The 23,262-nt window shown below is 61.3% G+C and carries 22 protein-coding genes; 5 read left to right on the top strand and 17 right to left on the bottom strand.

The genetic code is table 11. From position 1 onward, the window contains the following. The 6 genes from BLU15_RS37535 to BLU15_RS37510 form a co-directional block, all read right to left on the bottom strand. Window positions 1–940: aldehyde dehydrogenase family protein (locus tag BLU15_RS37535; protein ID WP_143034353.1), on the bottom strand; the 940-nt coding region annotated here is incomplete at its 3' end. Between the two features lie 177 nt (window positions 941–1,117). After that, the gene (locus BLU15_RS37530) at window positions 1,118–2,734 is read right to left on the bottom strand and encodes a dipeptide ABC transporter ATP-binding protein (protein WP_090302354.1); all 1,617 of its coding nucleotides are present in this window, start codon (window positions 2,732–2,734) and stop codon (window positions 1,118–1,120) included. Further along, window positions 2,731–3,549: an ABC transporter permease gene (locus BLU15_RS37525; RefSeq protein WP_060518987.1), complete on the bottom strand. Its 819-nt coding sequence runs from the start codon at window positions 3,547–3,549 to the stop codon at window positions 2,731–2,733. The genes BLU15_RS37530 and BLU15_RS37525 overlap by 4 nt, the downstream gene beginning before the upstream one ends. After that, complete coding sequence (locus BLU15_RS37520; RefSeq protein WP_090302352.1) at window positions 3,546–4,490, bottom strand: ABC transporter permease; 945 nt, start codon at window positions 4,488–4,490, stop codon at window positions 3,546–3,548. Before BLU15_RS37520 ends, BLU15_RS37525 begins: the two co-directional genes overlap by 4 nt. Before the next feature lie 15 nt (window positions 4,491–4,505). Beyond that, window positions 4,506–6,065, bottom strand: coding sequence for an ABC transporter substrate-binding protein (locus BLU15_RS37515; protein ID WP_210187500.1), 1,560 nt, complete (start codon window positions 6,063–6,065; stop codon window positions 4,506–4,508). 138 nt (window positions 6,066–6,203) lie between these two features. Then, on the bottom strand, window positions 6,204–7,115 hold the full coding sequence (locus tag BLU15_RS37510) for a GntR family transcriptional regulator (protein ID WP_060582123.1): 912 nt from the start codon (window positions 7,113–7,115) through the stop codon (window positions 6,204–6,206). Between the two features lie 131 nt (window positions 7,116–7,246). On the opposite strand from BLU15_RS37510, the gene BLU15_RS37505 reads away from it, so the two are divergent. After that, complete coding sequence (locus BLU15_RS37505; protein WP_090302351.1) at window positions 7,247–8,365, top strand: C45 family autoproteolytic acyltransferase/hydolase; 1,119 nt, start codon at window positions 7,247–7,249, stop codon at window positions 8,363–8,365. Between the two features lie 57 nt (window positions 8,366–8,422). Beyond that, window positions 8,423–9,751, top strand: a complete 1,329-nt coding sequence (locus tag BLU15_RS37500) for an omega-aminotransferase AptA (RefSeq protein ID WP_090302349.1) — start codon at window positions 8,423–8,425, stop codon at window positions 9,749–9,751. 258 nt (window positions 9,752–10,009) lie between these two features. Here BLU15_RS37500 and BLU15_RS37495 read toward each other — a convergent pair whose 3' ends face one another. The 9 genes from BLU15_RS37495 to BLU15_RS37450 all read right to left on the bottom strand — a co-directional run bounded on the left by BLU15_RS37495 (window position 10,010) and on the right by BLU15_RS37450 (window position 19,328). After that, the gene (locus BLU15_RS37495; protein ID WP_176960481.1) at window positions 10,010–10,951 is read right to left on the bottom strand and encodes a carbohydrate kinase family protein; all 942 of its coding nucleotides are present in this window, start codon (window positions 10,949–10,951) and stop codon (window positions 10,010–10,012) included. Beyond that, window positions 10,948–11,457, bottom strand: a complete 510-nt coding sequence (locus BLU15_RS37490; protein WP_090302358.1) for an ureidoglycolate lyase — start codon at window positions 11,455–11,457, stop codon at window positions 10,948–10,950. Before BLU15_RS37490 ends, BLU15_RS37495 begins: the two co-directional genes overlap by 4 nt. After that, entirely contained in the window at window positions 11,454–12,194 is a 741-nt protein-coding gene (locus BLU15_RS37485; RefSeq protein ID WP_090302346.1) for a BtpA/SgcQ family protein, read from the bottom strand. Before BLU15_RS37485 ends, BLU15_RS37490 begins: the two co-directional genes overlap by 4 nt. A 1-nt stretch (window position 12,195) precedes the next feature. Beyond that, the gene (locus tag BLU15_RS37480; RefSeq protein WP_143034352.1) at window positions 12,196–12,996 is read right to left on the bottom strand and encodes a GntR family transcriptional regulator; all 801 of its coding nucleotides are present in this window, start codon (window positions 12,994–12,996) and stop codon (window positions 12,196–12,198) included. 22 nt (window positions 12,997–13,018) lie between these two features. Beyond that, complete coding sequence (locus tag BLU15_RS37475; RefSeq protein WP_090302342.1) at window positions 13,019–13,876, bottom strand: ABC transporter substrate-binding protein; 858 nt, start codon at window positions 13,874–13,876, stop codon at window positions 13,019–13,021. Between the two features lie 31 nt (window positions 13,877–13,907). Further along, a complete protein-coding gene (locus BLU15_RS37470; RefSeq protein WP_090302340.1) occupies window positions 13,908–14,672 on the bottom strand; it encodes an amino acid ABC transporter ATP-binding protein in 765 nt (254 codons plus the stop codon). Continuing rightward, entirely contained in the window at window positions 14,669–15,595 is a 927-nt protein-coding gene (locus BLU15_RS37465; RefSeq protein ID WP_090302338.1) for an amino acid ABC transporter permease, read from the bottom strand. Before BLU15_RS37465 ends, BLU15_RS37470 begins: the two co-directional genes overlap by 4 nt. Window positions 15,596–15,865: 270 nt before the next feature. Next, window positions 15,866–16,879 carry a methyltransferase gene (locus tag BLU15_RS37460; protein WP_090302336.1) on the bottom strand — a complete coding sequence of 338 codons (1,014 nt, stop codon included), beginning with the start codon at window positions 16,877–16,879 and terminating at the stop codon, window positions 15,866–15,868. Between the two features lie 1,366 nt (window positions 16,880–18,245). After that, window positions 18,246–19,328 (bottom strand): fatty acid desaturase, encoded by a 1,083-nt coding sequence (locus BLU15_RS37450; RefSeq protein WP_090302332.1) that lies wholly within the window; start codon window positions 19,326–19,328, stop codon window positions 18,246–18,248. 765 nt (window positions 19,329–20,093) lie between these two features. Between BLU15_RS37450 and BLU15_RS37445 the strand changes: the two genes are divergently transcribed. The 3 genes from BLU15_RS37445 to BLU15_RS37435 all read left to right on the top strand — a co-directional run bounded on the left by BLU15_RS37445 (window position 20,094) and on the right by BLU15_RS37435 (window position 21,871). Continuing rightward, the gene (locus BLU15_RS37445) at window positions 20,094–20,588 is read left to right on the top strand and encodes a YciE/YciF ferroxidase family protein (RefSeq protein WP_090302330.1); all 495 of its coding nucleotides are present in this window, start codon (window positions 20,094–20,096) and stop codon (window positions 20,586–20,588) included. 104 nt (window positions 20,589–20,692) lie between these two features. Next, window positions 20,693–21,175, top strand: coding sequence for a pyridoxamine 5'-phosphate oxidase family protein (locus BLU15_RS37440; RefSeq protein ID WP_090302328.1), 483 nt, complete (start codon window positions 20,693–20,695; stop codon window positions 21,173–21,175). Between the two features lie 288 nt (window positions 21,176–21,463). After that, window positions 21,464–21,871, top strand: coding sequence for an MgtC/SapB family protein (locus BLU15_RS37435; protein ID WP_210336703.1), 408 nt, complete (start codon window positions 21,464–21,466; stop codon window positions 21,869–21,871). Window positions 21,872–22,233: 362 nt separating this feature from the next. Here the strand turns inward: BLU15_RS37435 and BLU15_RS37430 are convergent, their stop codons facing one another. Further along, the gene (locus tag BLU15_RS37430; protein WP_090302356.1) at window positions 22,234–22,536 is read right to left on the bottom strand and encodes a DUF982 domain-containing protein; all 303 of its coding nucleotides are present in this window, start codon (window positions 22,534–22,536) and stop codon (window positions 22,234–22,236) included. A gap of 456 nt (window positions 22,537–22,992) precedes the next feature. Continuing rightward, on the bottom strand, window positions 22,993–23,262 hold a 270-nt coding region (locus BLU15_RS37425), incomplete at its 5' end, for an ATP-binding protein (RefSeq protein WP_176960480.1).

The following is a 23,262-nucleotide window of genomic DNA, read 5'->3' as shown; positions in this document are numbered from 1 at the left end:
CCTTGATCGTCTTCGAGGCGGCGACGAAGCCGTCGAGGAACTGATCGGCGACGCGCTCCTGCACGAGGAAGCGGGTCGGCGACACGCAGACCTGGCCGGCATTGCGGTACTTGCTGGCGGACATGATGGCGACGGCGCGTTCGACATCGGCATCATCGGTGACGATGACAGGCGCATGCCCGCCCAGTTCCATCGTCGCGCGCTTCATGTGCTGGCCGGCAAGGGCCGCCAGCATCTTGCCGACCGGGGTCGAGCCGGTAAACGACATCTTGCGGATCACCGGATGGGCGATCAGGTATTCCGAGATGACCGAGGGCACGCCGTAGACAAGGTTGACGACGCCGGCCGGAAGCCCGGCATCGACGAAGCAGCGGATGAGTTCGGCCGGCGACGCCGGTGTTTCCTCGGGCGCCTTGACGATGATCGAGCATCCGGTGGTCAGCGCCGCCGACAGCTTGCGCACCACCTGGTTGATCGGAAAGTTCCAGGGCGTGAAGGCGGCAACCGGACCGACCGGCAGCTTGACGGTCATCTGGGTGACATCGGGTGCGCGCGGCGGAATGATCTGGCCGTAGGCCCGCTTTCCCTCCTCGGCGAACCACTCGATGATGTCGGCGGCGCCAAGGATCTCGCCCTTCGACTGGCCAAGCGGTTTGCCTTGCTCGCGCGTCATCAGGAAGGCGATGTCGCCGGCCCGTTCGCGCAGCAGGGCGGCTGCCGACCGCATCACCTGGGCGCGGTCGAAGGCGGAGGTTGCCCGCCACGTTTTGAATCCCTTCTCGGCGGCCGCAAGCGCCTCATTGAGGTCTTCCACTTCGGCCCAGGCCACCTGGCCGATCGTTTCCTCGTTGGCCGGGTCGATGACGGGAATGGTCTTGCCGGATCGGGCCGGCCGCCAGGCGCCGTCGATATGAAGCAGGATGTCTGGGTAGTGAGCCATGGGAAACCCTTTACTGAATGAAGTTCGCCGCTTTGAGCGCGACGCCGTAGGATCAGGTCAATGGGGAACAGGTCGCCTGGCCAGGCGACCTTGACTGGAAAGCGATGCGGCCACCGGGGCACAAGCCGAAGGCGCCAAGCGCGACGACTTAAGTTTTTGTCGCGCGAGCAGCTCCCGTCAAGCGGCGCGCCAGACGAGATCGATGCCTCCGCCGTCCGCCGGGGTCAGCATCGGTACGGCAGACAGGAGTTTGCGCGTATAGGCCGAGGATGGGCGGTCGAAGATCTCGTCGCGGCTGCCCTGTTCTTCGATAACGCCCTTGTGCATGACCACAACTCTATCGGCGATCTGCTCTACGACGCCCAGGTCATGGGAGATGAAGAGGCATGCAAAACCTTGTTCTCGCTGCAGTTTGCTTAAAAGGGTGAGGATCTGCGCCTTTACGGTCAGGTCGAGTGCTGAGACCGCCTCGTCGGCGATGACAAGGTCGGGCCGGCGAGCAAGCGCGCGGGCGATGGCGGCACGTTGCCTTTGCCCACCGGAGAGTTGATGCGGAAACCGCTCGGCGAATTGCGCAGCGAGACCCACTTCGGCAAGCACCTCATCGACCCGCGCACGGCGGTCTTCAGCGCGCATCGATTTTTCGTGCCGGAGCGGCGCTGCCACGATGTCGCGGATCCGCATGCGCGGATCGAGCGAAGAGTAGGGATCCTGAAACACCATCTGGCAATTGGCGCGGTAGTCGGCGAAGCCGCTGCTTTTGCGATTGACCACCTGTCCGCGGAAGGTAAGCGTGCCCTCATCCGGTTGCAGCAGCCCAGCGATGATGCGGCCAAGTGTCGTCTTCCCGGAGCCGGACCCCCCGACCAGCGCGACGATCTCGCCAGGATGGATATCGAGATCGATGCCATGCAAGACAGGCTTTGCGCCCGTGCCGCTGCCGTAGGCAAGCTTCATATTTCTGACGCTGGCGAGCGGAGCGTTCGGTGCCACTGCGCGCGCCGGCACGCGGCGCGGCAGGGCCGAAAGAAGTTTCCGGGTGTAGTCGTGCCGCGGCATGCGGAGGAGTTCGGCCGTTGTCCCTTCCTCGACGCAGACACCCTTCTGCATGACGAGTACGCGATCGGTATATTGCGCCACCATCGCCATGTCGTGGCTGATCAGCACCATCGCGGTGCCTTTCTCTTCGACCAGCGCATGCAGCAATTCGAGCACGTCACGTTGCACGACGGCGTCGAGTGCGGTCGTCGGCTCGTCCGCGATCAAGAGCGCCGGTTCGAGCAGCATGACGGAGGCAATCATGATGCGCTGCCGCATGCCACCGGAAAACTCATGCGGGAAAGCGCGGATGGCTGTGTGCGGATCGGCAATGCCGACACGTTTCAGCATCGCCAGGATTGCGCTTTGACGCGCTGACGCGTCCATTGTCGTGTGCAGCGCCAGACCTTCCTCCATCTGGCGGCCGATGGTGAGCGCCGGATTGAGCGAGGTCATCGGCTCCTGGAAGATGAGCCCGATGCTCTTGCCGCGCAGCTTACGCAGATCGTCCGGCGCAAGCCCGCTCATATCGCGGCCGGCAAACCGGACGCAGCCCCCGCGCCTGACGATCCCGGGCGGCAGAAGGCCGATGACAGCGCGCATCAACATCGACTTGCCCGAACCGGATTCGCCGACGATGCCAATGCGTTCGCCAGCGCGAAGAGTGAGGCTGACGCAATCGACGACGGGTGGTGCCATCGCAGCCGAGGTGCCGAGCACGAGTTGCTCGACGGTCAGGAGTGGTAGCTGGGTCATTGCGTGCCTCTCATCTTCGGATCGAGCCTATCCCTCAGCGCATCGCCAAGCAGATTGATCCCGAGCAACGCAACGGAGATGCAAAGGCCCGGAAAGATTGCAAGCCAGGTCGCCTGGGCGAGGTAGGGGCGGGCAGCGGCCAGCATGTTGCCCCAGGTCGGGGCCGGTGGCGGCACGCCGAGGCCGAGGAAGGAAAGCGCGCTTTCAGATAAAAGTGTCCACCCGAACATCGACGTTGTCAGGACCGTCAGCGGCGCGATGCAATTCGGCAGGATATGGCGCAGCAGCGTGTAGATTTCGGAATCGCCTGCAATCCGGGAGGCGTCAATGAATTCCTTCTCCCGCAACGAAAGCACTGTGCCCCGAACGATCCTTGCTACGGACGGCGTGTAGGCAATGCCAAGCGCCAGCACGATGCCGAATTTGTTGGCGCCGAAGATCGCAAGCAGCCCAAGCGCAAGCAGGATGCCGGGAAAGGCGAGCAGGGCATTGGTGACGGCGACGAGCACCCGATCGGTCCAACCGCCGACATAGCCTGAGATGGCGCCAAGCGCGGTGCCGAGCACAGTTGCGATCGCGACCGTGGCAAGGCTGACGATGCCGCTTGCCGACGCGCCGAGCATCAAGCGGGAAAGCACGTCGCGTCCGAATTCGTCGGCGCCGAGCAGATGCCGGGCCGAGGGGCCGGCGAGGCGTGCCTTCATGTCGAGCGCCATGGGATCATAGGGCGTCCAGACGGAGCCCAGGCAGGCGACGATCACGAAGGCGCCGACGAACAGGCCGCCAACCAGCGCATTGGCAGAAAGGGTCTTCATGTGATTTTCACTCGCGGATCAAAGAGCGGGTAGCACAGGTCGACGATCAGGTTGACCAGCACGTAGATGACCGCGATGAAGAGCAGGCATCCCTGAATGACCGGATAGTCGCGGCCGAAGATCGCATCGACGAGGAGCCGCCCGAGACCCGGGATCGTGAACACGGTTTCGACGACGGCGATACCGCCGAGCATGTTGCCAAGCACCAGGCCGATCAGCGTCAGCGTCGGCGCAAAGGCGTTGGGGAACACATGGCGCCACAGCACCGTTCGCTCGGGCAGGCCCTTGGCGCGCGCATGAGTGATGTAGTCGAGCCTGAGAACTTCGAGCGCCGAGGCGCGGGCCATGCGCAGAAGCACGCCGATCTCGTGCAGGAAGAGCGTTAGGATCGGCATCAGCACATAGAGCAGCCCGCGGCTCGGCTCTTCGGCGACGGAGACGTAGCCGACCACCGGCAACCATCCGAGCTTGAGGCCGAAGATGAGCAGAATGACGAGACCGAGCCAGAAGGTCGGGATCGACAGAAGCAACGCGGCGATCGACACAAGGGTGAAATCAAGTCTGGAGTTCTGGCGGAGGGCGGCGATGAAGCCGGCCGGAACGGCGACCAGCGAGGCAAGGGCGACGGCAACGAGGACGATGCCGGCGCTGACCTTGAAACGCTCGATGATGAGATGGGCCACCGGCTCCTTCGTAGTGATCGACGTCCCGAAATCGCCCTGCAGGACGCTGGTCAGCCAGATCGCAAACTGCGTCAGGATGTTCTTGTCGAGTCCAAGGTCCGAGCGCAAGGCAGCGACACTTTCCGGCGACGCCATGTCGCCGAGCAGCAATGCTGCCGGGTCGCCCGGAACAAGGCGTATCAGGAAGAAGACGACGACGGCGACGAGGAAAACCGTCGGAACGGCCATTCCTATCCGCGAAAGGATGAAGCGCAGCATCTCGAGCGAACTCTCTTACTCAGCGATCGTGACTTCCCACGCCCTTGGCATGGAGAAGATCGAGGCCGCGTAGTTCTGGACGTGTTTCTGGTAGGCCGAAGCCTCGAGCCCGTTATAGAGCATGATGAAGGGCACGGTTTCCAGGAAGCGCGTATGTAGCTTGTCGAAAAGCTCCTGGCGCTTGGCCGGGTCGGAATAACGCACGGCGTCGGCGAGCATGGCCTGCGCGTCCGGATCGTCCCAGACCTTGCGCGGCTCCTTGTCCTTGTTGCCCATGACGGAGTCCATGGTCAGTGCGGGGTCGTAGCGTCCCGAATAGGGAAACACCATCGCCGTATAGTTGCCGCTCTGATATCGGTCGAGTTGTGCCGCCCACTCCAGCACTTCGAGTTCAGCGGTTATTCCGACCTGCTGCAGCATTGCCTGTGCCACGATTGCCGCGTCGTAGGTGTTGGAGTAGCGCGTATTGGCGATGAGTTTGATCGGCTGGCCGTTGTAACCGGCTTCCTGCAGCAGCGCCTTTGCCGCCTCGGGATCGTAGCTGTAGCCCTGGGTCTGGGCTGGGGAGTGGTATTTTGAGGTCGGCGGTATCAGCGAGTTGTTGGCCTTGCCGAGACCGAGCGTAATTCCCTCGACCATGGTCTTGGTGTCAAGAGCCATGGCGATGGCCTTGCGGATGCGCATGTCCTTGAGCAGCGGATCGCGCGTCTGCAACAGGAGCGCGACGATGCCGGGATTGGTCGCCAGCGAAACGGCGGTATCGGCGTTCTGCTTGAACTCCTCGACATCGGCATAGGGAACGTCCGGTACGATATCGATGTCGCCATTGAGCAACGCAGCCTTGGCGGAGGAGCGGTCGGGAATGACGGCGAAGCGGACGGCCTCGACAAGCGGACGCTTGGCGCCGGTGTAGCCGTCCCGCTTTTCTTCGCTGCGTACCGCGTAGTCGGCAAAGGCTTCGAGGTCGATGAATTCGCCCTTACGCCATTCTTTGTACCGGAAGGGACCGGTGCCGACAGGCACGTTGAACGAGCCGTCGGCGTTAAACGATGATTTGTCGAGTATGCCGGTCATGCCGCAGTCGGTTCTGGCAAGCGTTGCCTGAAAGAGGGCGTTCGGCTTTTCGAGCTTGAAGACGACGGTTTTGTCGTCGGGTGCCGTGACCGATACGACATGGGCGCCGCCGCCCGCGGCAAAGTCGTTGCGGCATCGCCATTTTGTGGCTTCGTCCATGTAGCGGTTCCAGTTCCAGACGACGTCGGCCGAAGTCAGCACGTTGCCATTATGGAACTTGACGCCATCCCTGAGCTTAAACGTGTAGGTCAGGTCGTCGTCCGAGACAGCGACCTCCTTGGCAAGCAGCGGCTTTACCGAGGCGTCCTCGCTATATGCAACGAGACCCTCGACTATGTGCAACACGACGGCGTCGCTGTTGGCGTCTCGGTTGACGCCCGGATCAAGGCTGCGGATGTCGGCATTGAGTGCGATTTTCAGCGTTTCTGCTGCGGCCGGGCCGCAGGCCAAGGTCAGCGTTAGTGCTGCGGCCGACGCGGCCAGTCTCTGTCTACGGTTCACCTCAGTTCTCCTCTTTGTGGTCTGCCCGGTTTTCCGGTTGAGCGAACTGTGCCTTTTGTTTGATCATAATGCAATATGAAAAATCGCAAACCTTGTCGGCCTCCCCAAAAGGGGGGGTAAATGCGCTCTCGGCAGGCGTTATCTTTCGCTGCGGATCCGGTCCTCGACTTTCTGCAGCGTCGATTCAAGGTGGCGCCGCAGCGCAAGCTGGGCGAATTCGATCTCGCCGGAGCCAATATACCGGAGGATCTGGATGTGCTCCTTCAGCGACCTCTCCATGCGCTCGGGCCGGAGCCGATCGAATACCGAGGACTCGCGCAGCAGTCTGAGGTCGTTCTGCATGCGCACGGATTGCAGGATGAAGCGGTTGCCGGACCAGGTGGCGAGTGTCTCGTGGAAGGAGGCGTTCAGTTTTAACCAGCTGTCGCGGCTGATGCTGCCGGCGGCATTGATCTGGTCGAACATGCTTTCATGTTCGGCAATGAGGGCCTTGAGCGCATCCGGATCGGCGCGGTAGTTCGGCTCGGCAAGGCCTGCAAGCTCGATCGCGATGCGAAAACGATAGCTTTCGGCCAGGCTTTCTGCGCTGTCGAGCGAATCGACAAACGCCCATCCGTGGCCGCGCTGGCGGTGAATGAGGCCCTGGGAGGATAATTGCGTCAACGCCTTGCGGATCGTCCCGCGCGCAATGCCGTAGCGTTCCGTCAGCTCATTTTCCGACACTTCCTGCGGAATGGTGCCGACAGAGCGGTCGCGCAGGATCTGCTGCTTGAGGCGCTCCGTTTCGCTCTCACTGAATGTCTCGATGTAGGTGCCGTTGCCGAGATCGGTGGCGGCGACAAAGCCTTTGTTGGGGATGAGGCGCACGAGATCCTTGGTCGCAAGGATTTCGAGAGCGGCCCGCATCGGTGTGCGCGATACGCCAAACATTGTTGCCAGGGTCTTCTCGACAATCGGATGACCTGCCCGCCAGCCTTCTTTTTGTGCCTGAAGCAGGATCTGCCGGGCAATGTCGATCTGCAACGCGCTCGGGCTGCTTTCCGTGCTCATCAACTGGCTCCAGGGTCTGGTCGGTCTTTGGGGGGCGCTTCTGACATAGCTGTTCGATTTCCTCTGGACAATTCCTTGTGATAGTGCATTTTAACGACACAAAACGCAACATAGAGTGAAAGAGAAGACAGATGACCGCCGCACCGTTTCCGTTCGTTTCGATCTCAGGAACTCCGCTCGAGCGCGGGCGTCAGTATGGGCAGCAGGCGAAGGACCGTGTGCGTCGCAGCGTCGAACTGTATGCTGGTCGGCTTGCGACGCTCGGGGTCTTGGCCGACGACCTGAAGTCGATCGTTGCCGGCTATGTACCGCTCATCGAGGCGTTCGACCCGAACTTCGTGGTGGAGATGAAGGGTATCTCCGAAGGTGCGGACTTGCCGTTCGAGCACGTCGTCCTCATCAATGCCCGTACTGAGATCCTTGCGAGGGCACGAAGGACCCAGGCTGCGAGGGCTGAGCATTCGGGCGACGGCTGCACGGGTGTCGTTGTCCTGCCTGAGCGCAGCGCCACGGGAGAGCTCGTGCACGCGCAGAACTGGGACTGGATGGCAGAATGCGCGGAGACGGCGATCGTCTTGCGCGTCAAGCCGGATGAAGGTCCGTCCTACCAGACGTTCACGGAGGCCGGTGGCCTTGCACGCAGCGGCATGAACGACAAGGGCATCGCCGTCACGGCAAATTATCTCGAGAGCGACCGCGACTTTGCCGGCGACGGCGTGCCGCTAGCACTCATCCGGCGCATGGTCCTGCAACAGGAACATCTGGCGATGGCCATGCGTGCCGTGGCCGGAACGAGGAAGTCGGCGTCGAACAACATCATCGTGAGCCACAAGGATGGCTTTGCCGTCAGCTTCGAATGCGCACCGGACGAAGCGTTCAACATCTATCCGGAAAACGATCTCATCGTGCATGCCAACCATTGGCAGAGCCAAACGGCGCTTCTGAAATTGCGTGAGCAGGCTCATTCAAGCTGGTCGGACAGTTTTTACCGCGACTGGCGCGTTCGCCGCATTCTCGAAAAGTCCGACAAGATCGGCGTCGCCGAGGTCAAAGCCGCGCTTTCTGACAAGTTTGGTTGTCCCTACGCCGTCTGCCGTCCGCCGCATCGTTCGTCCCGCGGCCATGTCTCGGCGACAGTCGCGACCATCGTGATGCGGCCGGCGGCAGGTGAAATGGAACTCGCGGTGCTGCCGGCCGACAATCCGAGCTTCAAGAGCTACCCGACCTATCGCGACGAAATTGCCGCTTGAACCTTGGTCGCCGTCGCCTCGCGCGCGCCCTGCCCATTCACAGAAGGTCCACATGCCATGGATACGCTCACCACGCCCGGCCCGAACAACCTTGATGCCTACTGGATGCCATTTACGGCCAACCGGGACTTCAAGGCGAATGCTGAATTCATCTCCCGTGCCGAAGGGCTCTACTACTTCACCAGCGGCGGCCACCGCCTGCTGGACGCTATCGCCGGGCTTTGGTGCGTCAACGTTGGCCATGGCCATCCGCGCATCGTGGAGGCGATCCAGAAACAGGCGGCGCGGCTGGACTTCGCATCCTCGTTCGGCCTCGGGCATCCGCTGGTCTTCGAATATGCCAACCGGCTAACATCGATTGCGCCAGAAGGCATGAACCGCGTGTTCTTCACCAATTCCGGCTCGGAAGCGGCTGATACCGCGCTCAAGATCGCGCTTGCCTACCATCATGCGAGGGGTGAAGGGCAGCGCCAGCGCATCGTCGGGCGTCAGCGCGGTTATCACGGCGTCGGTTTCGGCGGCCTGGCGGCTGCGGGCATAGGCCCGCACAAGAAGCAGTTCGGCATGCTCTTGCCCGGCACGGTGCATTTGCCGCACACGCATGATCCGGCGAAGAACGCCTTCAGCCGCGGTCAGCCGCCGCACGGGGCAGGGCTGGCCGATGCGCTTGAGCAGATGATCGCGACCTACGATGGATCGACGATTGCCGCCGTCATCGTTGAGCCGGTCGCGGGATCGACCGGTGTTCTCGTTCCGCCGGTCGGCTATCTCGAGCGGCTGCGCGAACTCTGCACGCGCCACGGCATCCTGTTGATCTTCGACGAGGTCGTCACCGGTTTCGGTCGGCTCGGCCATGCTTTCGCGGCCGACCGCTTTTCGGTAAAGCCCGATCTACTGATGGTGGCAAAGGGCATGACCAATGGCGCGGTTCCGATGGGCGGCGTCATTGCCAGCGATCGCATCTACGATGCGATTACCTCAAAGGCGGCACCAGGTACGGTCGAACTCTCCCACGGTTATACCTATTCCGGCCATCCGCTGGCGGCCGCCGCCGGATTGGCGGCGTTGGACGTTTATGTTTCCGAGGGGATTTTCGAGCGGGCAGCGGGGCTCGAGCCGCACTGGGAGCAATGTGCGCACAGCCTGAAGGGGCTGCCCGGTGTCGTCGACATCCGCAATCTCGGTCTGCTTGCGGGCATCGAGCTTGGGGAAAACGCCGCCGTCGGCAAGACACTCGCCAAGAAGGTCTATGAATTCTGCTTCGAACGCGGCGTGCTCATTCGTCCGGTCGCAAACACGATCGTCTTGTCGCCGCCTCTGACGATCGGCAAGGACGAGGTCGAAACGATATATGCGACCATCGCCGCAGCCCTTCGGGCAAACTGATATCGCAAAGCTGACACACCAACGGGCTCGAGGAGTGTCCTGCGGCTCGATCGCCGCGTGCTACCTTCGATGGCCTTCTGCGCCCGGCCTCCCGCCGATGCCGCACGACCAGACGGTGGGCCGGTACGCGTCGTGATCGATGCAAACGCCGACGGGAAATCCGGATAGGTGCGACCCGTGATCGGCCAAGCGCTTGTGTTTGTCATGGTTCGGGAGAACCGCAGGGCCTGCGGTTCGTGTGCGCCCCATGGGGCCAGTTCAGCGATCCTGGTGGCGGTGCCGCCGTCGCCAGGCAAGGACATCTTCGGGTGTCGCCTTGCCTGCGCGCGGGCCATGGATGGTGACGGCGCGCGAAGCGGCCGCGACTGCGAAGTCGAGCGCTTCCTCGAAGCTCTGGTCCTGCGACAGGCACCAGGTAAGCGTTCCACCAAAGGTGTCGCCGGCACCAGTCACGTCGACGACTTTCAAGGTAAAGCCGGGCACGCGCAAGACCGTTTCATGGTTGCGAGCCTCCGCGCCGTCGGCGGCCAGCGTCCGCACCACTCGGTCGATTTGGTGCTCTCGCATCCAGTCGCCGATGAGGTTGATGTCGTCGTGGCCGAAAGCGGTGTGGAAACCGATCTGGTTGAAGATGACGACAGCCGCGCCGGTCAGATAGGGCATGTCCTCGGGCGTGCAGCCGCCGACGTCGAGATCGAAGACCGCCCGGCGCCCGTTGGAATGCAGGTCCCTGAGGAGATCGGCTTGCTTCAGAACGCCGTTTTGCGTCTTGGCGTGCAGACGGCGGACGCGATAGAGCGTGGTGTAGAGGTAACCCGGCTGGCGCAATGCCTTCAGGCTGGCGCCTGAAAGCCACATCGGCTGCTCGCCCATCTCGACGGTGAGCACGATGTGCTCGCCCTCGACGAGGAAGATGAAGTTGCGCGATTCCGGAATGGCGGGATCGATCAGCATGTGATCGACGCCGACGCCATTTTGCCTGAGATCGGCGATCAGGCGCTCGGACAATGGGCTGTCGTTGAGTAGCGATATGAACTGCGTATCGCCGCCAAGACCGGCGTGCACGACGGCGGCGTTGGCGATGGAGCCGCCGGCTTCTGCCGGAAGCTCCTTGACCATGCCCTTGTCGGCGCGGCCGGGCCAGCGGTCGGCGGTGTAGTATTCGTCGAGGGCGACATCGCCAATGAAGAATGCGGTCATAAGGTTAGTCCCGTGCCCGCTGCCGCCGACACCTTTATCGGACCGCCCGAGACTGCTACCCATGGGCTTTCGCCGAGGCCGCAGACGGCCATCCAGTAATAGGGTGCGGGGCCGGAAACGCCGCGGCAGGCATCGTGCCAGACATTGCGATCCATGACGACAGCCTGCCCGGGCGCGATGACGAAGGCTTCGATCTCGTCGCGATCAGGTGCTTCGCCATCCGACGCCGGCGCAACCGCAAGGACAACCGGTTCAGCGAGACAGAAGATCGCCTCTTCGGTCAGCGGGTGCCGCTCCATCTTGCGGCAGTCCCAGGGCGCTTGTCCGCCACGGGTGATGCCGAGATGACCGCGGCCGTCGATCAACGGCGTTTTCGTAAAGCCGTCGTTCCAGCCGTCGCCGGCAGTCCAGACGACCTTGCCGTCCGTGCCACCGGTCAGGTCGTACACCCGGCCGTAGCGGGAAAAATTGTCCGGGGTCACCGGCCGGGCGTGGACGGCGTTCATGCCGCGCTCCTGATCGCGCGCACGACACGCATCAAGCCTGCGACATGGGCGGCTTCGACCCGGCCGGTGTCCTTGTGATCGTGCTTGAACCAGCTGCCGACGACGGCGCCGTCGGCCTGAGCCAATTGCTCGGTGGCGTTGGCTTCGGTGAGGCCGGCGCCGATCAGGAGCGGCGTCTCGCCACCGGTCGCAGCGCGGAATCGCGCCACCTTGCCCATGTCGGTCGGCTGGCCGGTCGCGTCCGACGTGACGACCAGCCCGTCGCAGCGCGACGCACCGATGCGCACGTCTTCCTCCTCCAGCCGGCCTGATAGGACCGGCTGGTACTTGAACCGGACACCACCGAGGAGCAGGGCCGTCACACCGTCGCGGCGGCTCTGAAGTTCGGTCGCAAAGGGGACGTCTGCTTCGGGCGGCAGGTGGCCAGCGACGGAATCCACCTGGATGAACGAGACCGGATAGGTCCGCGCGAGCGCGAAGGCGCGGGAGTCATCGCGCAAGACGTTGACACCGATGCGCGTTCCGAGGTCGAGGTGGAAGATCCGCTCTAGCACCCGTTCGACATCCTCGGCATCGCCGAAATAGTTCTCGACCACCAGCCCATCGACGCCTTCGCCGGCCATGATGCGGGCTTCCTCTTCGGCCTGGGCAAGCTTGGCCTGAGCGCCGTCACCGGCAAGGTGCAGCATGCCGAGGATCGGTTTTTGGATGGTAAAGGTGTCGCCGAAGCGGCTCATGTCATGTCTCCTGCACGCCGTGCGGCGCGGTCTCGCGGCCCCAGCGCGTTGCAAATTTCATCTGGACTGCCGGCGAGTAGACGATCGACGTGCGCTCGACCAACCGGTCGTCCGCGTCGAGCACATCCCCGCTGGCGCAAAGGTAGCCCGGCACGTCCTGCGCCGGGGCAAAGACCTCCCGCAGGCGATCGGAAGCCGGCACGACGGTCAACAGCAGTTCCGAACGCAGGGGGTGACGGTCATAGTCGCGGCGCAACACCTCGTAGAGGGATTGCGACGCGAAGTCGTATCGATCAAGCCCGGGATAAAGGGCGAGATCGAGCTCGGACGTGTCGACGTTCAGCCATGTCACGCTGTCGCCGTTGGCAAGCCCGCGGGCGCGCACCAGCACGAGTTGGCCGTTGTCTGCCCGGTGCTCCAGCACCCGCGTCACTGGGCGCTGGCCCTGTTTTCGCGCAAGCTCCGTGAAGCTGCCGAAGTTCCAAATGTTGTGGCTGATCGGCCGGTGCGAGACGATTGTGCCGCGGCCGCGAACCTGCTGGACGAGGCCCTCCGAAACCAGAAGCGCCATCGCATTGCGCACGGTCGTGCGGGCAATGCCGAACTGGTCGCGCAACTGGTTCTCCGAGGGAATGGCTTCACCCTCGGAAAAGTCACCGCTCAAGATCGCGGCGCGCAGCGCCCGATAGAGCTGCCGGTAAAGCTGCTCGCTCGAATAGAGATCGAGGCGCAGCCGCAACAGTCGATCGTCAGGGCGTTCGCCCGTTGCGGTTGAGGCGTCTGGCATGGGGGGGTGGGTCAAGGCAGGCTCCGGCGCGGTTCTGTTACTTCGTGGCTCCGTTTATCTTGAACTCCTCGACACCCGCCTGTTTCAAGCCGTAGCGGTCGAGGATCTGTGCATAAGTGCCGTCGGCTTTCATGGCGTCGAGCGCGCCCTTGATCGCATCGCGCAGTTGCGTGTTGGCCTTCGCAAGGGCAATGCCGTAGTGGTTGATCTCGCCAACCTCACCGATCTGGTAGAATTTGTCCGGCTCCTGCTTCATCAGGTCGAGCAGTCCTTCAAGGCCGATGACGGAAGCCTGGGCACGCCCCTGGCGGATCTGCATGATGTGCTCGGCCTGGGTCGGGATCTGGATGACGGTGATCAGCTTGTCGGCCGGGCAGATGGACCTGCCAAGGTTTTCCGCCCAGGTGACCCAGCTGGTTCCGGTCGCGACCGCAACCGTCTTGCCGCAGAGGTCGGCCTCGGCCTTGATCTCACCCTGGTGGTCGGCGGTCGAATAGAAGACGTTGCCGGTCTTGAAGTAGTCGATGAAGTCCAGTTGCGTCTGGCGTTCCACCTTGTCGGAAAAGGCGGTCATGATCAGGTCGGAGCGGCCGGTGACCACCTGCGGGATCAATTGAGGGAACTCCACGTTCTGGAATTCCGCCGTCAGGCCGAGGCGCTCGGCGATCGCCTTGGCAAGATCGATGTCGAAGCCTTTCAGTTCGGTCGAACCGGCGTCGCTGTATTCCATCGGCGGATAGGCAAGGCTGATCGTGACGTTCAGCTTGCCGGTGTCGCGCACGGCATCCGGCAGGGCGGCCAGCTTCTCGTCGGCGGCATGGGCAGCAGCCCCTGCGGCAAGGCTGATGAAGGTGGTGGAGGCAAGCGCCAGAGCCATCGGCAGCAATCGTTTCATTTCCTGTTCTCCCTTTTTTGAACTCTTGTCGTCAGGCAAGCACGCGGCTCAGAAAACTGCGCACCCGCGGATCGCCGGGGTTGCTAAGGACCTGTTGAGGCGCGCCGTTCTCGCGGATTTCGCCGTCGATCATCACCACGACACGGTCGGCGACTTCTCTTGCGAAACCGATCTCGTGGGTGACGACGATCATCGTCGTGCCACCGCGCGCCAGATTGCGCATCACTTCCAGCACCTCGCCGACGAGCTCCGGGTCGAGCGCGCTGGTCGGCTCGTCGAAGAGCATGACGCGCGGTTCCATGGCGAGCGCCCGGGCGATTGCCACGCGCTGTTTCTGGCCGCCGGAAAGCTGCGAGGGGTAGCTCGATGCCTTGGCCGCCATGCCAACCTGCTCGAGCAGGGCCATGGCGCGGGCTTCGGCCTCTGCGCGGCTGAGACCGCGCACCACCATCGGTCCCTCGGTGACGTTGCCGAGCACGGTGCGGTGCGCAAACAGATTAAAGTGCTGGAACACCATGCCGAGCTGGCTCTGCTGGGCGCGCAGTCGCTTGACCGGCAATTCCTGCAGCGCGCCGCGGTTGAGCTCGTAGCCCATGATCGCGCCGTCCACCCAAACGTAGCCGCCATTCGGCGTTTCCAGGTGATTGATGCAGCGCAGGAACGTGCTCTTGCCGCTTCCCGAGGGCCCGAGGATGCAGAGAACCTCGCCATAGGTGACGTCCAGGTCGAGACCCTTCAGCACCTCGTGACTGCCAAAACTCTTGCGGATACCGACCGCTTTAACTGCAAGTGTCATGCTTCACCCGTGACGGCCGGACGACGCGCCCAGGCTTTGAACCAGCGGCGTTCGGTGGTTGTCGTTGCGGCATCGCGGCCGAAGTGGCGTTCGAGATAATATTGGCCGATGGACAGAACCGTGGTTCCGGCCAGGTACCAGACGGCGCAGACGAACAGCAGTTCGATGACGGCGCCGTTGATAAAGTAGATGCGCTGGGCCGCGTTTAGCATCTCACCCATGGCGATGGTGGCGGCGAGGGAGGAGAACTTCAGCATGCCGATCGCGCTGTTGCCGAGCACGGGCAGGATCAGACGAAGGGTCTGGGGCAAGATGATGCGCCGCATCGTCTGCCCGGGCGTCATGCCGAGCGTGTGGGCCGCTTCCTTCTGACCCTTGTCGACCGAACCGATACCACCGCGCACGACTTCCGTGAGGTACGACCCTTCGTTGACGCCGAGACCGAGAACCGCAGCGACGAAGGGTGTCACCACATCGACCATGCGGGCGTCAATAAGACCGGGGATGTAGAGCTTCGGAAAGATCAGCGCGATGTTGAACCAGATGAGAAGCTGTAGCAGCACCGGTGTACCACGGAAGATCCAGACATAGAGCCAGGCGGCAAAACGCAGGATCGGGTTTTCCGAGAGCCGCATGATGCCGAAGGCAAAGCCGAGCAGCACGCCGAGCACCAGCGCGCAGGCCGAAATGAGCAGCGTCCAGCCGAAACCGGTGATGATGACACCGGCCGTCAGAAACTCGCCGACCACTGTCCACTGGATCTGCCCGACGGCGAAGGCGCGTCCGATCACGGCCAGAAGCAGGATGACGAGACCGCCGCTGATCCAGCGTCCGGGGTGTTTCAGCCGGCGGATGGCGACATCGGGAGCAGGAAGATCCGACAACAACAGTGCGGGACTTGGTTTTGACTGAGACTGGTGCATGGCATCCAATTGTAGGGTTAGGCCTACAACTTGATACTGGCGCGGCCTGAACGAGTCAAGCCGCGCCTCGGGTATATTTGGGGGTGTGCATTGGGGAATTGCGGAGGCGGTTCGGTTTTGCCGACGGGCACTTCAAGAAACGCGGGCTACCGGTAGCGGCTTGCAGCGACAGTAAAAAAGTCAAATGAGCAACTGATTTGTCAGCTGCCCGCCATCGACATTGCCCCATTGGTCGGTCTCGCGGAATAACGTTCGGGGCTTGGTTTCCGATCAGCCGGGCTTGAAGCCGATCACCATCGAGTCCGGCCCCAGCAACGGCTCGACGCGCGTGGACACAAAACCGGCGTCGCGCATCCAGGCTTGGCAGTCGGCGCCGGTATAATCGAAACCGCCGCGGGTCTCGATCAGCATGTTCAGGCTCATCAACAGGCCGAAGGCGTTCAAACGGCGCTCGTCGTCAATGACGGCGTCGTAGACGATCACGGCTCCGCCTTTCGGCAGCGCGGCGAACGCTTTTGCCAAAAGCTTCCTTTTTTCGGCAAGATCCCAGTCGTGCAGGATGTGCCCCATCACGATCACGTCCGCATTGGGCATTGGGCCGTCGAAGAAGTTGCCGCTTTGGAAGGTGATGCGGTCGGTAAGGCCCTGCCGGGCGACGAAGTCGTCGAATATCGGCTGCACGGCGGGCAGATCGAAGCCGATGGCCTTAAGATGCGGATGGGCGCGCGCGATCACCACCGGCACCATGCCCTGCGCCGCGCCCACATCGGCGAAGGTCGTGTATTTCGACCAGTCGAACCTGGCGGCGATCGCCTGCGCCGCGCCGGCGCTGATCCCACTCATCGCCTCGAGGAACCCGCGCAGCCGTGCCGGTTCCGCATAGATCGCGGCGAAGAAATCTTCGCTGTGCTTGGCTTCGTTCTGTGGTTCTCCGGTGTGCAGGGCTTCGGTCAGCGAACCCCAGAAACCGTAGAGCCGGGCATTGGCCATTTCGAGGATGCCGCCGATATAGGATGGCTTGGCCTTATCGAGGAAGAGGTCCGTGTCAGGGGCATTGCGATAGCTGCCGTCCTCGCGTTCGAGCAGCTTCAGCGCCACCAGGGTGTCGAGAAAGTCGCGGGCTGCGCGGGGATGCAGCTTCAGCCGGTCCTGCAGGTCGGTGAGGTGGGCCGGGCCAGTCGCAAGCTCGGTGAAGACGCCGAGTTCAACCGCACTGAGCAGGGCCTTGGACGCCCAGAACCCCATGCCAATCTGCATGATGTTGTCCAGCGTCGTTGTGCCCATCGCTCGTCTCCTCGTGGATCGTGTCGTCGAACGGCATCTGGGATTGGTGCGGAAACCTGTTCGGCAGCGCTGGCCGTGGACGTCCCGTCTCATCGACGCAAAAAAATAGAGCGTTTTGCGATGGCGTGCAATTAATCAAGAATCACTAGCGAGGAGCGCAACTAATATCGCGTTGCGGGATTTCACGTGTCAGGCCGAATTCTCGCGACGTGTGATAATCATCTTGGGTTTTGCTGGTGCGAAGTCAACTTCAGCAGCTACCTTGATTGTCGCACGAGCTACGAGGTTGTGAGCCTCCCGCTTTACTTGCCAGAGCCTGGTATTGATGTTTCGGCGACAGTCACGGAATCGAGAGCCTCCTCGATATCGTGCCTGAACAGCGCCCGCGAATGACGGACGCGGGCGACAGTCGCACGGCTGAACTTCGGGGTGGCGTATTCGCATTAGCTGCTATCAGGTGGGGCAAAGAAACAGTTTACGTCGTCTTCCGTCGGATGAAGGCAAATATGATACTGCCCATCGCCTGACGGAATCTCATCGCCATAGGGGATAAAGAACACGTGCGGTCGTCTAGCCATGTGATGGTCGCCAGCATGCAAAAAGACAGAAAACCCACGAGCCCCTCGCAATACGTCGGGCGCGGGGATGGCAGCACAATCGCCGCCCGCCTCATGAGCCTTGCAGCACGCCAGAGGATAGGTCCAGCCGGTCTTTGCCTGGTGAGCGTCCGTTCGAACGACTCCGACTGAGGTTGTCGCAAGAATAATCAGATAGATGGATGACGCGGCTCTCATTGTGCACCTCCGTGGAGGCAGCCCTTCGAAAACGCCGAGAGGTTGCTTGCAGATTGGCAAGAACGAACTGTCTGTTGGCAGCATACTCCTGGGTGCTTGGCGTGAAACCTGAAATATGATCCTCGGACCAATGGCCAGGGAAGCACCAAGGGACAAGGTGGGTACTGTTATCGCTGGACGAGAACGTGTCTTCAAGTCGCTTGAACCGAGCTTAAGGCTGCTCGCTCCAAATCTTACTCGCGTCGGAAACGACATCAGCCGCGCAAAATGCGGCTCTTGCCTATTTTGCCCGGCCTGGATTGGCTTCATCCACGGGCGGCGATGTGTGCCGCGGAAGGAATGGACGTCGCGGAATTTGGCGAAACAATAGCTAGCCTGTCAACGATGTTTGCGGATGACCCGCGCCACATGGGTCGAGCCCTTGTGCGATGAAAGCGCGCGGAGCGGCTAGTCGGATAAGGTTCCTGGCCGCTGGCCGGCGTTATGCTGAACCTCTTGGCCAGCGGCTCTTTTGACCGGTCAAGCCGGGCGAAGGGGCGCTGGCCGCGTGCTGCGGCCGGCGCGTGGTGCGCTCAAGCAGGTGTCGGCAAAGCCGATCTTGCCGCAGTTTCGCGCGCGTCTGCTTCTCGAAATGATATCAGTCGGTGGGAGGCCTCGTCCCAAAGGACAAGCCTCACCAAGCCCAGGCTTTGCCTGATGGTGATGCGGCCCATATCTCCCAGTTCAGGATGATCACGGATGACCTCAGGAAGCCTGTAGAAGGGAACGCGGCTCGACAGGTGATGGAGATGGTGCATGCCGATATTGCCGGTGATCCAGCGCAAGGGCTGCGGCAGATCGTAGTGCGAGGCACCATGCATGGCCGCGTATTGGAACGTCCACTCGGGTGGCCTTGACCAGTGCGTGTCTTCGAACTGGTGCTGGACATAAAACAACCAGACACCTGCAGCCCCAGCAAGAAGGACGATCGGAAGATGGATCAGGAGGAACGGTGCGACACCCACTGCCCAGATAAGGATGCCCGAGAGTGCGGCAATGGCCACATTCGTTGCCATGGTGGAAACCCACGGAAGAGCGCCGGAGCGCATCATTCCGAACGGCAACCTTTGCTTGAACAGAAAAAGCCAGGCAGGACCGATGCCGAACATCACGAGCGGATGCCGGTAGAGGCGGTAACGAAGCCGTCCTCCTGGCGTGAGGGCGTCGTATTCGGCAACGGTAAGCGTGGTGATGTCACCGACGCCTCGTTCGTCGAGGTTGCCTGCCGAAGCGTGGTGTACGGCATGGGCGCGGCGCCAGTAGTCGTAAGGCGTCAGTGTCAGAACGCTGATCATTCGGCCCGTCCAGTCATCCAAGCTGCGCCGCCCGAAAAACGAACCATGTCCGCAGTCATGTTGCAGCATGAACAAGCGCAGGAGAAATCCTGCCGCAACAGGGACGATAAGGACCACGCCGAGCCAGTACCCGACGTGCAGACAGGCCCAAGCTCCTGCCCACAGCAGAACAAATGGCACAAGGGTCGCCGTCAGCTCGAATGCGCTGCGGCCGATATGCGGTTGTCGATAGGTGGACAGGATCTTCAGCCAGGCTTTTTCACGGTCGACGGTTGCTGCCGCGCCGTGGCCGGAAAGCGGGCTGACTCTGGTATTCTTCAAGGCGTCTTCCTAGTTGATTGTGTGACATCGTCGCCTTGAGACATTGCTATGGACGCAACAGGCAAACTGGGATTTTGGACCGCGATCTCGCTCGTCTTCGAAATCATGTTTCGGCCTTCGACGTGATCGCTCATAGCAGCGCATTCGCCGGCGGAATAAGGTCAGACCGGCCGACGCCGCCGTTGCATGTTGGATGAGGCCAAGGCCTTATCTGGAGCATTTGACTGTGCCGGCAATCATGACGAGCCCTTCCGTAGGATACTGAGAGCCTCCGCGCGAAACGTTAGGCCTGATAGCGATTTTGAAAGGAAGGTTCGTTCAGAGCGCGAAGCCAATTGCGCTATAACCAAAGCTCGCGAGCAAATTCGATGGGGCGTTTTATCGATATGTTCACCTTGGCGTCAATCGGTTGTTCGCGTTGTCTGCAGCACGGTGATCATCTGGTAGTCTTTGTTCGGTTTCTTACCTATCGATATCGGCTTGATGAATAGCGCGGCTAAAGGGGAGCTGTAACCGCGCAGTACTTGAGCGAATGCTATCTATGGTTGTGCAGGCGGCGCGCCGATGAGCGACAATGTCGTGCTTTGTTGATCGATAAGCTGCAAAAGCGCGCAATTCTGAAGCCAAGTGCTATGCCTCTGGGTCGCTATCGCCCGCCGCGATCAAATGCCGGTCGTCCGGATGGAACGGTTTGGCAGAAGCGAATGGAACGATTCCTCCATAAAATGCTTTCTCTCCTGCATTCACCTGCCAAGGAGAGAACCATTGAAATCGCTGGCTGAAATTTTCGAGCATACACTGCAGGATATTTACTTCGCTGAGAACGCCATCACGAAGGCGCTTCCAAAAGTTGCTAAGGCAGCCAACAGCGCTGAACTGAAAAAAGCGGCCGAAGATCACCTCTCGGAAACCAAAGACCAAATCAAGAAACTGGAGCAGGTCTTCAAGTCGATCGGCAAGACGGCGTCTGGTGAAAAATGCGACGCCATCGAAGGGCTGATCAAGGAGGCCGACGGTTTGATGAAAGAAGCAGAAGGAACGGCTCTCGACGCCGGACTGCTAGCCGCTTGCCAAGCTGTCGAGCACTACGAGATCGCGCGCTATGGGTCGCTGCGTGAATGGGCCAAGGATCTTGGTCATGATGAGGCGCACAAACTTCTGAGCGAGATTCTTGACCAGGAGAAGGCCACCAACAACAAGCTCACCAACCTCGCCGTGACGTCCATCAACAAAACGTCGACGCGAACCAAGGCGGCCTAATCGCCAAGGGCGGCCGTGCCGTTTAAATGGCGCGGCTGGCCGCGGCGCAACCGCTCCAGCCGTCGCGCCGGCAAGGTTTTCTTCGGCTCAAAGGAGAACAGCGCATGACTTACATCGAGGACGACAACGGCGAGGTCTGGGACCTTGCCGAGAAGATCGGGTTCTGCATGCTCACCACTCAAGCGGGCGCGGATCTTAAGGCTAGGCCAATGTCGGCCTACATTGAGAGGGTTGAGAACGCCTTGTATTTCTTGACGGACGTCAAGAGCCACAAAGATGACGAGGTCGCGCGCCATCCAAATGTCTGCCTGGCTTTCGCCGACACGAAGAAGCAAAAGTATGTGTCGATTTCGGGCGTGGCCGAGGTACGGAATGACCGCGAGAAGATCAGGGATCTCTGGTCGACCCCTGCCAAGGCATGGTGGGACAGCCCCAACGATCCCTCCATTCGCATTCTCAAAGTTACGCCAAGCTCGGCAGAATACTGGGACAGTCCCGGCACTGTGATCAGCTACATCAAGATGGCAGCGGCGGCCGTCACCAGTGCCAAACCGGACATGGGCGAAAACGCCAAAGTCCGGATGTAGGTATTGGCGGGCCGACGGGGACTGCCATCTTTGCCGCCTGACATCACCCTCGTGATGCAGCGGCTTGGCGCGATCGGTCATCTTCTCGACGGGGCAGGAAAACGTCTTTCCGCTGATTGCCTCATATTCCAGACGCGCTGCTGCCCTTGGCGCAACAGCCGTTGTGCAGGTCATTCTCGTCGGCGCTGCAGTTGATCGATTGCGACATTCAAAGGGAAAGCACGTGTGACGGATTGGCTTGTATCTGTTGGTGTAGAACTCGATATTTTCCCGCATCTGGTAGCGTTGATGGTGGCCTACATCCTTGCTCTGCCGATCGGCTGGGATCGCGAACAAAACGAACGAAGCGCTGGCCTTCGCACATTTCCGTTGGTCGCCATCGCCGCATGTGGGTTTATACAGGCTGCAGAGACAGTCACACTTGGCAACGCGGAGGCCACCGCGCGCGTGGTTGAAGGTCTGATCAACGGTGTTGGTTTCATCGGTGGCGGCGCAATCCTTGTTGGCAAGCTCGGCACTCGCGGGACCGCCACGGCGGCGAGCATCTGGGCGACCGGCGCAATCGGCGTCGCCGTGGGGCTCGGATCCTACGATACCGCCATCGTTCTATCGATCGTCACGTTCGCAACGTTGAAGGTTATGACAAATTTCAAGTCACCGAGAAACGAGGCCCTGGCACCGCGGGAAAAGGATTGAGTTAGGGCCATTGGCATGTGGTAGGGGGAGAGCCCTAATCATCGCATGTCTGGATTACCAGCTGACCACCGGCGCGAGGCTGAATTTCCTGCGGCGACGAGCAAGTGTTTAGGACGGTCGAGACAACCGTCCCACGTCCCAACCTCTCTTGCAAGTAATGCTGGGGCGCCCCAGCGCAGCCGGAGCAAGCCAAGCTATTGGCACCGCCTAAGATTGTCTGACGTTACCTGCTGCGGGTGCGCTTTCATGGCTCGAGAGCGTTCTGCCACGGCGTACGTTTGATCAGACGAGACGGCAATCTCGCGCGCACCCGTCCCGCGGCGGTTTCTAAGGCGGAAGTAGTTCAGAAGCGGTGCTCCTGGTCAGACCAGTGGCTTGCCGTGAGGTCCCGAACGTCCATGATAGTGGGCAGCGACCCCTGACGTTTGCATGTTAGCCTCCATGCACGCACCAATGAAGGCATCGCGCGCGACTGCAGAGTGAACCGAACGGTTCAGCGCCCCTCGGCATGTCGTCACGGCTCGTTCATAGCCCTGTCCGTGCCTTATCGGCCATTCATGTTCTAGAAAATCCAGCGCGTCGTAAACTGATGCGAATAGGCGGTTCGTTCCTGACTGTAAGCGAACAGATAATGGAACCGCCCAAAGTACCTCAGGAAGGCGCATGATGTCCCCCATCCGTATCCTAACGGTTTGATAAAATAGAAATAAACTATAGATGACACTATACAGGTAGGGGCTTCGTTCTTCAACGTCCATGCACTAGTCATCTCGGGCGGCAACATAATACGTTCGCCGTACGGGTCGCGAGAACGCCGTCCCGGAGGTATCGGCTACCGGCCCACGGCCCTTTTCGTCCTTCGCAACGACGGTCAGCGGGTCAGATCGCGGCCTCTCAAACTCGATGGACAAAGAGTTATGGCGTCTGGGGCCTCCATGGAGGCATCACTGTCAGTTGGCCCAACCGCTTAAGCCCCCAGATACGCATGAGTTCATTCAGCCCTGAAATGCAGGCGTTGCGGACGGATGGGTCGGCCGAGTTCCTTTTGGTCTGTCCCACCTATCAAGCGTCATCGTGAACTGGTCCTTAGGCGACACGCAAATCTGGTCCGCCAAGGGTGTTTAGCTACTCTCCATACCGGCTGCCGTCGTGGACTTCTGTAGAAGCCCGCTACGGCGCTTTTCTCGTAGCCTGTAGCTGTCGCCACGGATTGTGATGACGTGGCTGTGATGCAGCAACCGATCAAGGATAGCAGTTGCCACGACGGGGTCGCCGAACACTGTTCCCCATTCTCCGACACTGCGGTTGGAGGTGACGAGCATTGCACCCCGCTCGTAGCGCCTCGATACGAGCTGGAAAAATAAGTGGGCTGCATTGGGCTCGAGTGGAAG

Origin of the sequence: Ensifer sp. YR511 (genome assembly GCF_900103045.1) — a bacterium.
GTDB classification, from domain to species: Bacteria; Pseudomonadota; Alphaproteobacteria; order Rhizobiales; family Rhizobiaceae; genus Ensifer; species Ensifer adhaerens.
The sequence above is the reverse complement of the archived record's forward strand: the minus strand, read 5'-3'. Positions and strand labels throughout refer to the sequence as shown.

Coding starts and splice junctions, on each gene's coding strand:
- BLU15_RS37530 (WP_090302354.1), bottom strand. CDS start 2,734: ATGACCCAGCTACCACTCCTGACCGTCGAGCAACTCGTGCTCGGCACC.
- BLU15_RS37525 (WP_060518987.1), bottom strand. CDS start 3,549: ATGAAGACCCTTTCTGCCAATGCGCTGGTTGGCGGCCTGTTCGTCGGC.
- BLU15_RS37520 (WP_090302352.1), bottom strand. CDS start 4,490: ATGCTGCGCTTCATCCTTTCGCGGATAGGAATGGCCGTTCCGACGGTT.
- BLU15_RS37510 (WP_060582123.1), bottom strand. CDS start 7,115: ATGAGCACGGAAAGCAGCCCGAGCGCGTTGCAGATCGACATTGCCCGG.
- BLU15_RS37505 (WP_090302351.1), top strand. CDS start 7,247: ATGACCGCCGCACCGTTTCCGTTCGTTTCGATCTCAGGAACTCCGCTC.
- BLU15_RS37500 (WP_090302349.1), top strand. CDS start 8,423: ATGGATACGCTCACCACGCCCGGCCCGAACAACCTTGATGCCTACTGG.
- BLU15_RS37495 (WP_176960481.1), bottom strand. CDS start 10,951: ATGACCGCATTCTTCATTGGCGATGTCGCCCTCGACGAATACTACACC.
- BLU15_RS37490 (WP_090302358.1), bottom strand. CDS start 11,457: ATGAACGCCGTCCACGCCCGGCCGGTGACCCCGGACAATTTTTCCCGC.
- BLU15_RS37485 (WP_090302346.1), bottom strand. CDS start 12,194: ATGAGCCGCTTCGGCGACACCTTTACCATCCAAAAACCGATCCTCGGC.
- BLU15_RS37475 (WP_090302342.1), bottom strand. CDS start 13,876: ATGAAACGATTGCTGCCGATGGCTCTGGCGCTTGCCTCCACCACCTTC.
- BLU15_RS37470 (WP_090302340.1), bottom strand. CDS start 14,672: ATGACACTTGCAGTTAAAGCGGTCGGTATCCGCAAGAGTTTTGGCAGT.
- BLU15_RS37465 (WP_090302338.1), bottom strand. CDS start 15,595: ATGCACCAGTCTCAGTCAAAACCAAGTCCCGCACTGTTGTTGTCGGAT.
- BLU15_RS37460 (WP_090302336.1), bottom strand. CDS start 16,879: ATGGGCACAACGACGCTGGACAACATCATGCAGATTGGCATGGGGTTC.
- BLU15_RS37440 (WP_090302328.1), top strand. CDS start 20,693: ATGACTTACATCGAGGACGACAACGGCGAGGTCTGGGACCTTGCCGAG.
- BLU15_RS37435 (WP_210336703.1), top strand. CDS start 21,464: ATGGTGGCCTACATCCTTGCTCTGCCGATCGGCTGGGATCGCGAACAA.
- BLU15_RS37430 (WP_090302356.1), bottom strand. CDS start 22,536: ATGCGCCTTCCTGAGGTACTTTGGGCGGTTCCATTATCTGTTCGCTTA.